General features: G+C 56.9%; 9 protein-coding genes. 4 read left to right on the top strand and 5 right to left on the bottom strand.

Annotated elements, in window-relative coordinates; all coding sequences use genetic code 11:
• Positions 1-283: 283 nt before the first annotated feature.
• The 3 genes from R3F50_11625 to R3F50_11615 all read right to left on the bottom strand — a co-directional run bounded on the left by R3F50_11625 (position 284) and on the right by R3F50_11615 (position 3754).
• Entirely contained in the window at positions 284-1219 is a 936-nt protein-coding gene (locus R3F50_11625; protein ID MEZ5490953.1) for a universal stress protein, read from the bottom strand.
• 203 nt (positions 1220-1422) lie between these two features.
• Entirely contained in the window at positions 1423-2991 is a 1569-nt protein-coding gene (locus R3F50_11620; protein MEZ5490952.1) for a SulP family inorganic anion transporter, read from the bottom strand.
• Between the two features lie 109 nt (positions 2992-3100).
• On the bottom strand, positions 3101-3754 hold the full coding sequence (locus R3F50_11615) for a carbonic anhydrase (protein ID MEZ5490951.1): 654 nt from the start codon (positions 3752-3754) through the stop codon (positions 3101-3103).
• 468 nt (positions 3755-4222) lie between these two features.
• Here R3F50_11615 and R3F50_11610 point away from each other — a divergent pair, with 468 nt between their 5' ends.
• The 4 genes from R3F50_11610 to R3F50_11595 are packed head-to-tail and all read left to right on the top strand — an operon-like array spanning position 4223 to position 7679.
• On the top strand, positions 4223-5335 hold the full coding sequence (locus R3F50_11610) for an ABC transporter permease (protein MEZ5490950.1): 1113 nt from the start codon (positions 4223-4225) through the stop codon (positions 5333-5335).
• A gap of 8 nt (positions 5336-5343) precedes the next feature.
• Entirely contained in the window at positions 5344-6108 is a 765-nt protein-coding gene (locus R3F50_11605; GenBank protein MEZ5490949.1) for an ATP-binding cassette domain-containing protein, read from the top strand.
• A 60-nt stretch (positions 6109-6168) separates the two neighbouring features.
• The gene (locus tag R3F50_11600; GenBank protein ID MEZ5490948.1) at positions 6169-7083 is read left to right on the top strand and encodes an MlaD family protein; all 915 of its coding nucleotides are present in this window, start codon (positions 6169-6171) and stop codon (positions 7081-7083) included.
• Positions 7080-7679 (top strand): ABC-type transport auxiliary lipoprotein family protein, encoded by a 600-nt coding sequence (locus R3F50_11595; GenBank protein MEZ5490947.1) that lies wholly within the window; start codon positions 7080-7082, stop codon positions 7677-7679. Before R3F50_11600 ends, R3F50_11595 begins: the two co-directional genes overlap by 4 nt.
• Before the next feature lie 99 nt (positions 7680-7778).
• Here R3F50_11595 and R3F50_11590 read toward each other — a convergent pair whose 3' ends face one another.
• Together R3F50_11590 and R3F50_11585 are read right to left on the bottom strand one after the other, a co-directional pair.
• Entirely contained in the window at positions 7779-8336 is a 558-nt protein-coding gene (locus R3F50_11590; protein MEZ5490946.1) for a hypothetical protein, read from the bottom strand.
• Positions 8337-8709: 373 nt separating this feature from the next.
• The gene (locus tag R3F50_11585; protein MEZ5490945.1) at positions 8710-11931 is read right to left on the bottom strand and encodes an efflux RND transporter permease subunit; all 3222 of its coding nucleotides are present in this window, start codon (positions 11929-11931) and stop codon (positions 8710-8712) included.
• Positions 11932-12065 lie beyond the last annotated feature (134 nt).

Raw genomic sequence — 12065 nt, 5'->3', positions numbered from 1 at the left:
ATGCACAAGGAATCCCTTGCGTGGTGTAAGAGCCTGGGATGGGGGAGAGAGGTACCCCGGGTTTAACACCAGATTCGCGTGCATTCGACTCAGAATAATGCAGTTACCGTGCCAACTTACGAAACGCCGCAATCTGGCGCTTGCGGGCGGCATCGACTGCTTATAACCTGCCTGACCAGTCCCAGATTGAAGCATTCGACCCGGGCATGCACTTAATCCGTGCCATGTCGGTGCAGAGCAGCCGAGTCGATAGATACCACACCACCAGGAATATTCTGCCGGCTCAGCCCTGGGCTGCCGCGCCAAATCCCTGACGCGGCTCAACTGCCCGCCGGGCAGGCCCCATAAGCAGGACCGAACAGTCCACCGACAATACGGGTGACGCGGAAAATGAGGGAAAGGCCGGGAGGAAAGCGGCGCTGGATCGTTTCAGACCCGACGCTCGACCAGGATCACTGGAAATCAGCATCAGGTCGGGACCGGAAGCCTCCGCTGCGACAGCGTCTCTCAATGACTGTGCCGTCACTTTAGAATCAATGTGAAATCGCTCCCCTGACTGCTCCCTGGCCCGGGCAGCAAGTGTCTCGAGCTGCGCTTGCGCCTTCGCGAGACGACCGCTCATCCTGTGCTCCGCCAGCAGAATAGCCCCCTCATTAACCTCGATGCTGGACTTGTCAATCAGCGGCGGCAGCAACCCTAACAGGGTGATTCTGCTACCCTCCGGGCAGCCAGCCTGTTGCAGTTGTTCGAGAGGGAAATTATCCACTTTGTCGATCGGAACCGGCACCGTTACCCGCCAGGGATCGGCCTGCATGCTGTCCTTAGGCCGGATAAATTCCACCGAGCAGCCATAATTATTGAACAAACGTCTGGCAACACGGTGCAGGAAAAAGCTCTGTATCAGACGGCTGCGATGCGGGACTGCCAGCAAAACCATACTGGCCTGGCAGTCCTGGCTTACACGAGCGATCTGCTCCCCGGGTCGACCTGTCACCAGACGGGTATTCAGCGACCGAACGCTCCAGATTTTACGCAGCAGTTCAGTGAGCTCTGCCAATGTCCGGTTTACCACGGCCGCGCTGTCCTTCGCCGCCCGATCAGCTTCCTGCAGAATTATCAGCAGCTCGACTTCAACCTCCCCCCGGGCGTAACGCCTGGCGACATATTCCATTACAGCCTTCACATCGGTATGGCGAGTGACTACTACCAGTAATCGCATGGGGAAGGAACCTCCACTATTGACCGGACTTTCAAGTGACACCCCGCTATGCCCACACTTCTCTGAAGGCATGTCGACAGCACACACTAAGGGTTTTGGCAGTACAGAAGTTACCCGTCGCGCAGCCCTCATTGCAGAAGAGGGCTGGTGACCGGCTGCGGGAATCCGGTGCTGTCATCCCATTGACGACAGCACCGGGTTTATTACCAGGACAGCTTGAAGAAATCCATGTAGTTCGCTGGATTCTCCACGGAACGATCTTCCGAAACCAGCTTGACATTAATGTTTCTCAGCTTCGCCTTCTCAGAGAAATCATCGAGAATCTCGATCACGTCGTTGTCAAGAAATCGAGTATTCGATACATCCAGGACCAGATAGCATCCCTCCGGCAATCTATCCAACTCCTTGAGAATTGCCGCCTTGTTGAAGAACGTCACTTCTTCTGCGAGCCTCATCTTGACTACGTTTGACCCCTCAACGACCTCCTTGTGGAGGAAGTGAGAATTCCGGTAGCTGTTGAACAGAATCACCACCACGCTTACCATCAGACCCAGGGCAATCCCGACCAGCAGATCCGTAAAGACGATTCCGAGAACCGTCACAGTAAAAGGCACGAACTGCGTCCAGCCAAGGCTGTACATCTGTTTGAACAGCTGAGGCTTAGCCAGCTTGTAGCCGACAACGAACAGAATGGCCGCCAGCACTGACAGCGGGATGAGATTCAGCAGGCCCGGCGCCAGCATGACGAAAATAAGTAAGAAGAAACCGTGCAGTATCGCCGAAGTCTTCGTACTGGCCCCGGATTGAATATTGGCGGAGCTTCTGACGATCACCTGGGTTACAGGTAATCCGCCTATCAGGCCGGATACCATGTTACCGGCACCCTGGGCGAGCAACTCACGGTTGGTGGGGGTGACACGCTTCTGCGAGTCCATCTTGTCGGTGGCCTCCACGCAAAGCAGGGTTTCGAGGCTGGCCACGATCGCTATAGTGATCGCTATAACCCAGACCTGCGGATTAGTAATCGCCGAGAAATCAGGCAGGGTCAACTGACCGAAAAAGGAGGTGACTCCGTTTGCGACCGGGACGTTCACCAGGTGCTCTGGCGAAATACCCAGGGTCCCGCTGCCGCGAGTCAGCAAGTAAAAGAAAATACCGATTACCACCGCCACAAGGGGGCCCTGGACAAGCTGAAAGATTTTCCCCCGTTTGGTCAAAACCATTTCCCACAGCAGCAGTATTCCCATCGCCATAAACGCCACAAGTGTGGCACCGGGGCTGATGTTATCGAGTGTGCTCAGAATGGCGCTGAAGGTGTTTTCACCATCAATCTGCTGGAAGGCAAAGTCGCCTTCCGGGTCAATGTCATACCCGAAGAAGTGCGGTATCTGCTTGAGGATAATGATAATCCCGATACCCGTCAGCATGCCCTTGATCACCGAAGACGGAAAATAGTAGCCGATGATCCCGGCCCGCAGAAATCCCAGGATCAACTGAATCACACCGGCCAACACCACCGAGACCAGAAACACCTCGAAACCGCCCAGATTGGTGATTGCAACCAGAACTATGGCCGCCAGACCGGCAGCCGGTCCGGAGACGCCGACCTGAGACCCGCTCAGAGTCCCGACAATAATACCCCCGACGATGCCGGCGATAAGACCGGATATCAGGGGGGCTCCGCTGGCCAGGGCAATGCCCAAGCAGAGCGGCAGGGCAACGAAAAAGACCACCACGCTGGCGGGTAAATCGCTTTTTATATGCTTAAACATTGGACTAATTCCCGTTAGCTATAAAAACACTGACTAACTGGAGTCGCCACGCCAGAGCGTCACCCGGCGGAAGCGACTCCAGGATCAACTATCCGTTGAGCCTTTAAATTCAGGCGGCCTCATCCGATTCCGAAACCACGTTCGGGTAACGCTCTGCAACGTCTACAAATTTACCTTTACCTTCATCAAAAGCTTTCACCGTTCCGTGGCCGATGTCATAGACCCAACCGTGCAGGTCGATTTCACCTGAAGCCAGTCTGGACGCAACAGCTGGGTGGGTTTTAAGGTGCTGCAGTTGCAAAAGCACGTTCTCTTCGGTGATCTGATCCAGCTCATTGACTGTGGCCTGCCCACACTTGGCTTTCACGGTTTCAACGGCAGCGCGGGAATTGTCCAACCAGTCCTGAACGTGAGGCAGGTCAGTGAGCGCAGAGGGATTGATAGCACCTTTCATTGCACCGCAATCACTGTGGCCACACACGACGACGTGTTTGACCCCCAAAGCCGCTACGGCAAATTCTATCGACGCTGTAACACCTCCGGCCTGCTTGGTGTGTGTAGGAACGATGTTGCCTGCGTTGCGGATAATGAACAGATCACCAGGCTCAGTCTGGGTGACCAGGTTGGGATCAATTCGCGAATCAGCACAAGTGATAAACAACACGTCGGGGCTCTGCCCGTTCGCCAGCTCATCGAACAACTGCTTGCGCTCCTGGTAGGGAGTGGACTTGAACTTCAGAATACCGGATATCACCTTTTCCATAATTACTTCACCTTGGTTAATCTTGCATTGATAGATCGATTCAGTTAACAGTGCGAACGAGTCTAGTGACTTTTAACGATAGGTGATATCGATTTTTATAGTTTTCGTGATACTTGTTTTCTATCACTAATTTCTCCCAGCCAGGCCACAGACAGCCCTCAGCGGATCTCAAACATTCCCACATGCTTCATTATAAGAGCACGTTACGGCACCCCCCACCAGAAAACCTCTCAAGCGACAGACGCTACCTGACTGATATTAATTCCTAGTATTTAAGTTGGTTATTAAGGGCGGGAGCACAACGCGCGGTCTTGAAACCACCCTCGGAAGCACTGCCATCTCTTACAGATTCCGTCAGCCCCAAACCTGGTATGGCTGTTTTGACCCGGCGATTCTGTTTACGTCTGAACACAGCTGTGGTGTTACACTCCTGGCTCACTGTTTGCGATGTCTTTCACGGGCCCGTCGATGAGCGCGTCTTTCACCTTAGAAACTGAACCCGCAACCTGCCTCATCCTGCACGGGGACTGGACACTGCCGAACTACGAATTGCTAGCAGCCGCGGCCTACCCCCTGCAGGCACCAGTCTCGTCGCTGGATGCCAGCAATCTGACTTCTATCGATACAGCCGGTGCTGCCGTGCTGGTCAATCTGCTGGGTGCTGAAAAGCTTGGCACACTCACACCACTGGCGATCGGCCTGTCAGCCGAGCGCAAGGCCCTGCTGATGGCCGTTGCAACAGCGCTACAGATGCAACAGGCTGGCGCTGAATCACCAGCCTGGCGGCCGGGAGACGGTCTGGCCCGTCTCGGCGCGGAGGTATTGAGCGGCTGGCGCCAGGTTTTACTCTTTCTTGGATTTCTGGGGCAGGCGCTGGCTACCGGGATAAAACTACTTTTCATTCCCACCCGCTGGCGCCTGACGGCACTTATTGCACAGATGCACCAGACCGGTCTGAACGCCGTGCCCATTGTGCTGTTGTTAAATTTTCTGGTCGGCGCTGTCGTGGCTTTTCTTGGTGCAACGGTACTGCGCCAGTTTGGCGCCACCGTCTACACGGTTGATCTGGTTGCCTACGCCTTCATGCGGGAACTTGGCGTGTTACTGGCAGCCATTCTACTGGCCGGACGCACCGCCAGTGCGTTCACTGCGCAGATCGGGTCGATGAAAATAAACGAGGAACTGGATGCGCTGAAGGTCCAGCAACTGGACCCGATGGAGCTCCTGATCCTGCCTCGATTGCTGGCATTGCTGCTGGTTCTGCCCTTACTCACATTCCTGGCTATTATTGCCGGCATGGCAGGCGGTGCGGCAGTGGCCACGACGACTCTCGATATTTCCCTGGCCCGCTACATCGGTATTATCCAGGAAATCCCCCTGCGGCATCTACTGCTGGGCCTTGCCAAGGCTCCCTTCTTTGCCATCGTCATCGCGCTGATCGGCTGCCTGGAAGGTTTCAAGGTAGAAGGCAGCGCCCAATCGGTTGGAGAGCACACGACAAGCAGTGTCGTGCAATCCATCTTTGCGGTTATCTTTCTCGACGCACTGGCCGCCATGTACTTTATGGAAATGAACTGGTGACCAGCTCCCTGTCGCGAGATACCGTGATCCGGGTGCGGGGGCTCTGCAACCGGTTCGGCAGCAATGTGGTCCATGAGAATCTGGACCTGGACGTGTATCGCGGCGAGATTCTTGGGGTGGTCGGGGGCTCCGGCAGCGGCAAATCGGTGATGCTGCGCTCAATAGCAGGACTGCGCAAACCTGATGCCGGGGAGGTAGAAATTCTCGGCCGGGAGGCAGGGATCGAGCGCAACATCGGCGTACTCTTTCAACGGGGGGCATTGTTCTCCTCCTTGTCGGTGCTGGAGAATGTCGCCCTGCCGCTCATAGAGCTTGCCGACCTCAGCCGACCACACGCCAACCGGATTGCCCGCATGAAACTGGCCTTGACGGGATTACCAGCCCATGCCGCAGAGCTCTACCCCGCCGACCTGTCTGGCGGCATGATCAAGCGCGCGGCACTGGCCAGGGCGCTGGCGCTTGATCCGGAGATACTGTTTCTCGATGAACCGACCGCCGGCCTCGATCCGATCGGCGCTGCCGCCTTCGACAAACTGCTGATGACGCTGCGGGACGCGTTTCAGTTGACCGTGTTTCTGATTACCCATGATCTTGATACCCTATACACCGCCTGTGATCGCGTAGCCGTGTTGTCACAGAAGAAAGTACTGGTGGCAGACACGATTGCCGTGGTGGCCGATGTTGAAGATGACTGGATTAAAGAATACTTCCATGGCCCGCGAGGCCGGGCAGCCGCCCACGCCGGGGATCTCGACCTGACCGCCCCTGACTGACAGCCATCCTGAGCCAACCAGACCTGAGTCAGCCGAGACTTTTTAATCGATAGAGACCTTATGGAAACACGCGCGCATTACATTCTGGTCGGCCTGTTCACCATCCTGGCAAGTGCCGCCGCCCTGCTGTTCTCTCTATGGATGTCGGGGGCCCGATCTGATACCGACGTCTACACCTACGACGTACTGTTCCGCGAGGCGGTGTCCGGCTTAGCTGTCGGCAGCCCGGTCCAGTACAGCGGTATTCGCGTCGGCGAAGTCCAACAGCTGACTCTAGACCCTCTCGATCCACGCATTGTGCGGGCCAGAATTCAGGTCTCCGCGGCAGCTCCGGTCAAGGTGGACACCGTTGCACGGCGCACCCTGTTGAATATCACGGGGGCGTCCGCTATTGATCTCAGCGAGGGACTGCCCGAGAGTCCACGCCTGACCGCCAGCGAAGGTATTCCGGTTATCGAAGCCACGCCCTCCTCTCTTTCGCAACTGCGCCTCACCAGCGAAGAATTGCTGGTCAGTGCCTCAACACTCCTCGATCGCGCCAATCAGCTGTTTTCTGACGAAAATGCCACACGGGTCTCCCGTGTGCTCGACAATGTCGAAGTGGTTACCGCAAGCCTTGCAGCCGAACAGCAGGCGCTGCGGGACGGACTCGAGGGGTTCGCCCAAAGCAGCAACGCGCTGAACAGCCTGTTAGCCCGGGCAGATCAGCAACTGAGGCGCTTTGACGAACCGGTGCTTGAAGGCGTGCTGGCTGCCGTGACGGATCTGCAGAATACCAGTCAGCAATTGAACAATCTGCTGGCGGAAAGCTCGCCGGCCGTGTCATCGGGACTGCAGGGCTTTGCAGAACTTGGCCCGGCGATGCGGGATCTGCGCAGTATCTTAAGCAACATAGACAACATGACCCGACGGCTTGCCGACGACCCGGCCAATTTTGTCCTGGGTAACGATAATGTCAGGGAATTTCGACCATGATCAGACTGCCAGTATTGATGGCCGCGGCATTCCTGCTTGGCTGTAACGTTCTGCCTGTTCAGGAACCGGTCGACCTGTATCAGTTACCACCCTCACAACAACAAGCGGCAACGAGGGGGCCACGTCTGCCAGCCATGCGTATCGACAGCCCGATAACCAGCGAAGCGCTGAGTGGTAATCGTCTGTTGATAATGACAGCCGGCAACCGCTTTCAGGCGTTCCCAGGCATGCGTCTGGCGGCACCCACTGCGCTGCTGTGGCGTGACTGGCTGTTGGATGCCTACTGGCGTGATGGCCGCGTAAGCGGCCTGAGCGCAGCCAGCGAGGGCCTGCAGTCCAGCCTCGAACTGGGGGGCATACTGCGCGCTTTTCAGGTCGAGCATACCGACGATCGACCCGCAGCGGTCATTCGGTACGATGCGCTTCTGATAAACCCGATGGATCGCAGCATTATCGCCAGTAAACGGTTCGAAGCCCGCCACGGCATGGCATCCCTGGGTGTGGAGGAAGCCGTCAGCGCCATGGGTGCTGCGGCCAATCAGCTGGCTGACGAACTCATCGACTGGACCCTGGAGCAGGGTCAGGTCGCTCCTTAGGGCCTGTATCGGTCAGCCAGGCTCTGCTACAGGCCTGGCCGGATACAATGTTGCGCCCGGAGCGGCGATCGCCGCATCACGGGCTGCAGAAGAGGTTCCTTAACGTGATCCGCCGCGAGGCCGCGTGGGTCGACCATCGCGCCGCTCGCGGATGGCCTGACGCTGTTCCGGATCGAGGTCACCCAGGCGTTGCTGAAGCTCCGAGCGGCGCGCCTGCAGTTCCGAGCGGCGCGCCTCTTTCTCCTCGGGCGTCATCGCCTCGAACTCCTGCCGGCGCTGCGCTTGAATCGCCTGCCTTTGCGCCTGCATTTCCCGGCGCTGTTCGCGCGCGACTTCGCGCTCTTCGTCTGACAGGTTGGCAAATTCCTCGCGCCGCTGCTCTATTAGCGCCCGACGTTCGGCGGTGCGCTCCCGGGTCACTTCCCTTCGCTCGGCAATCTCCTCCTCGCTCAGATCAGCAAATTCCTCCCGCCGCTGCTCCACACGCTGGCGGCGTTCCTCGCGCATCTCCAGCCTTCTTGCCTGGCGCTCTGCCTGTTGCTGATCAACCGCCTCATCCTGCGCCATAACGGACGCCGGCAGACTGACTGCCACCACTACTGCTGCCAGAAATACTTTCGTGCCCTTCACTTCGCTCAACCTTGCAAACCCTTTCATGGGCTACCTCCATTGTCTGATCACCATTGGTTGATCACCCTCCCCGGGCGGAATTTCCCAGGGACTCTCAGGCTATTAGAACGCGTTACCCCTGGGGCGGTTGACCTGAGGCGCTCGAATCGCAGGAAGCGAGTTCTGGAATGCGTACGGAAAGGGAAGTGTCTGGCAAGGCAGGCTGTTGGAGGCCGGACCGGTTACAGCCGCAGAACGGGATAGCAAAACAGGGAGGAATCTGGAACGGTGTGGCTGGGGCCAGCAGTAGCGGAACGGCAGTGAGCCCGCACCGGGAATCGCCATCAGTGGGGCCAGAACCTCCGATTGAGACCGGAGATCCTGGCCTGGCGATCAACCTTCCGCAAACCCGGGCCTGCTATCAATCCTGGTAGATCAGCTCGCCTGGCATTTGCTCATCCTCGCTTTCCTCCAGCTCGTCGCCGTAACCCACCAGATCATGCAGAATGAGATACAGAGCCGGAACCAGAAACAGCGTGATCAGGGTGGCAAACAGGACACCCCAGGCCAGGGAGATAGCCATTGGCACGATAAAGAACGTCGCCGGATTAGCGGTAATCATCAACGGCACCAGTCCACAGAAGGTCGTGGCCGAGGTGAGGAAGATAGGACGAAAACGCATGATACCAGCCGACGTTACCGCCCGTTCGATGTCATACCCCCTGGCACGCAGCCGATTGATGTTAACGACCAGTACCAGGCTCGCATTAACGACCACGCCGCTGAGTGCAATGATGCCCAGCATTGAAAAGAACACCAGGTCGGCACGCATGATGAAATGCCCCAGAATAGCACCGATGGCACCAAACGGGATGACACTCATGATAATCATGGGCTGGGTGTAGGACTTCAACGGGATTGCCAGCAAGGCAAAAATAATCATCAACGCCAGTGGGAAAGTTGAAAACAGCTCGGACATCGAGCGCATCTGCTGCTCGCCTTCGCCGCCCATCACTATATCCACATTCAGGTTATTGGACCAATCGTCACGGAACTTGCTGATCAACTCGTTCCTGACCTCATCGGGCGCAACAACCGACCGGTCAACATCGGCGCGCACGGTAATCACCCGTTTGCCGTCCTCCCGCCTGATACTGGAGTAGCCATTACCAAGGGAAAAATCCGCTATGCTGGAGAATGGCACCTCGGCACCAGAGACGGTGCGGATCAGAAGGTCTTCCAGGCTCGCCAGTGATTTTCGTTCCATCTCCGGGTAACGCACCATCACTCTGATATCGTCAGAACCTCGCTGAATTCGCTGGGCTTCGGCCCCGTAGAAAGCCTGACGCACCTGAGTGGCCACCTCATTGTTGGTAAGGCCCAGGTTTTTACCCGCTTCGTTTACCTGAATGACAGCTTCCTGCTTGCCGGCGCGAAATGAATCAGAAATGTCGTAGATACCCGGGTATCGGGCCAGTTCGGTTCGCAGTTCGGTCGCGGCAATCTGCAGCGCTTCCTCGTTTCGACCCTCGAGGCGGAAATTGATCGCTTCCCCGGCGGAGAAAACGTCGGATACGAAAGTAAGCTCAAGGGCGTCGGGAATAGTGCCCACTTTTTCCCGCCAGCGGTCCCTGATAAGCTCAGAGCTGATTTCTCCGCGATCGAAAAAAGGCGTCAGGTTCATGACCACTTCGGCAATATGACTGCCGCCAGGACCGCTGCCATCAGTGGGCGGTCCGCCCCGCGCCGCGCGCTGCCCTATCACCGTCAGGACATTGTCTACGACACGCTCAGTGGTAGCCGGTGCAATGCCTGACGCCTTGAGCGCAACCAGCTCTTCATCCAGTTCGGCTGCCAGCTCGATAGCGGCCCGCTCCAATTGTCTGGCAGCATCCTCGGTAATATCGACAGCAACGCCCTCCGGCATCTGGATACTGCCGTAGATTACGTCACCTTCCACACCGGGCATGAACTGGAAAATCACCCGCCCGCTCATCAGCAGTGCCAGGGTGAGAATAATTACACCAGTTGCCGTGGCCCAGGTCGCGTAGCGGTATTCAAGAACCTTGACCAGCGCATCCCGATAAGTGTGTTTGGCAAAGCGTTCCATACTGCTGGCGATACTGCCCTGCATACGACGCCAGAACTCAACCACCAGGGTTTTTTCCAGCATATACCCTTCGGTGCGACGATGGGCGAGGTGTCCGGGCAGGATCAACTGGGATTCGATCAGGCTGGCTATCAGACAGAAAACCACCACTGCCCCGATGGCATTGAAAAAGGCGCCCATCGGCCCCTCCAACAGCAGGATCGGCAGGAAGGCGGCAATGGTAGTGAGAACACCGAAAATCACCGGAATGGAAACTTCCAGGGTTCCCTCGATGGCGGCTTCTTCCTTAGGCAGACCCTTGCGTTCCCAGGCATGAATGCGCTCCCCGACCACGATAGCGTCATCCACTATAATTCCCAGCACCAGGATAAAGCCCATCACTGTGAGGGAGCTGATCGACAGCCCGACGGAGGGGAACACACTCAGGGCGCCGGCTATAGCTATAGGGATACCCGCGGCTACCCACAGGGCCAGTTTGAAGCGCAGAAACAGCGCCAGGATAATGAGCACCAGCAGCAGGCCGGTGTAGGCATTCTCGGCCACGGTACCGATACGATCCTGGGTGGCTATAGCGGCATCATTGATAACAATCATGGACAGGTTCGGCGGCAGGGTGTTGACCTCCTGCTGATAGTAGGCGCGGACCTGCTTGGCGGAAGAGACGATGTCCTCGTCCCCGACCCGCAAAACTTCTATGATTGCCGCGTTCTCGCCATTGATACGGGCATCCACATAGCCTTCCTGAAAACCATCCCTGATATCGGCTATATCACCAAGCCTCAGCTGGGAGCCGTCGGCGAAACTGCGCACCACGATATCGGCGTACTCCTCACCCTGGTAGACCTGCCCCTTGGTACGCAGCAGAATTTCACCTGTGTCAGTTCTAATAGTGCCACCCGGCAGGTCCAGAGATGCCTGGTCAATGGCTCTGGCGATCTGATCGAGAGTCAGGCCATACTGGCGCAGGGTGAATTCTGATACCTCAACAGAAATTTCCAGAGGCCGGATGTATTGAACGTTGACGGTGGAAATGCCTTCCAGATCGAGAATGTCATTGCGAATATCTTCGGCATAACGCTTGAGAAGCAGGTCACTCACATCACCTGAGAGCGCCAGAGAAAGCACCGTGCCGGTAGCGCTGAAGGCCCGGACTATAGGCTTCTCGGTTTCCAGCGGAAAGGTGGTGATCGCATCAACCTTGCCCTTCACATCGTTGAGTACCCGGTTCAGCTCGGCACCGGTTGCCAGCTCCAGTGTTGCGTCACAGCCACCTTCCCGCGCGGTGCTGGTCATCCGCTCGATATTTTCAGCGCTTTCCAGGGCTTCTTCCAGTCGCAGACAGACGGCAGACTCGGACTCATCAGGGGTTGCGCCCAAATAAGGCACGCTGACCTGAATCATACCCATATCCACGTTGGGAAACTCCTCCTGGTGGAGATTCAGATAAGCGATGACACCTGACGCCAAAAATATCCACATAAGCAGATTGGTGGCGACCGGGTTTTTGACAAACCAGCTGATAATAGTTCTCAACCCACTACTCCTGACTACAGTTGTCTCGTTGATGAAATTCGTTTTGTATCGTCAGGGTACACCCCCTGTTCGAGCAGCCTGCCGGCAAATGCCCCGCCAGCTTCTGCAGAGCATTGTGGTAATCAATCGGAGGT

It is taken from the genome of Gammaproteobacteria bacterium (assembly GCA_041395725.1).
Taxonomy (GTDB): Bacteria; Pseudomonadota; Gammaproteobacteria; order Pseudomonadales; family Pseudohongiellaceae; genus NORP240.
The sequence above is the reverse complement of the archived record's forward strand: the minus strand, read 5'-3'. Positions and strand labels throughout refer to the sequence as shown.

What these genes read in the sequence shown, in the direction of transcription:
- R3F50_11625 (MEZ5490953.1), bottom strand. Translation starts at nt 1,219, where the DNA reads ATGCGATTACTGGTAGTAGTCACTCGCCATACCGATGTGAAGGCTGTA.
- R3F50_11620 (MEZ5490952.1), bottom strand. Translation starts at nt 2,991, where the DNA reads ATGTTTAAGCATATAAAAAGCGATTTACCCGCCAGCGTGGTGGTCTTT.
- R3F50_11615 (MEZ5490951.1), bottom strand. Translation starts at nt 3,754, where the DNA reads ATGGAAAAGGTGATATCCGGTATTCTGAAGTTCAAGTCCACTCCCTAC.
- R3F50_11610 (MEZ5490950.1), top strand. Translation starts at nt 4,223, where the DNA reads ATGAGCGCGTCTTTCACCTTAGAAACTGAACCCGCAACCTGCCTCATC.
- R3F50_11600 (MEZ5490948.1), top strand. Translation starts at nt 6,169, where the DNA reads ATGGAAACACGCGCGCATTACATTCTGGTCGGCCTGTTCACCATCCTG.
- R3F50_11595 (MEZ5490947.1), top strand. Translation starts at nt 7,080, where the DNA reads ATGATCAGACTGCCAGTATTGATGGCCGCGGCATTCCTGCTTGGCTGT.
- R3F50_11590 (MEZ5490946.1), bottom strand. Translation starts at nt 8,336, where the DNA reads ATGAAAGGGTTTGCAAGGTTGAGCGAAGTGAAGGGCACGAAAGTATTT.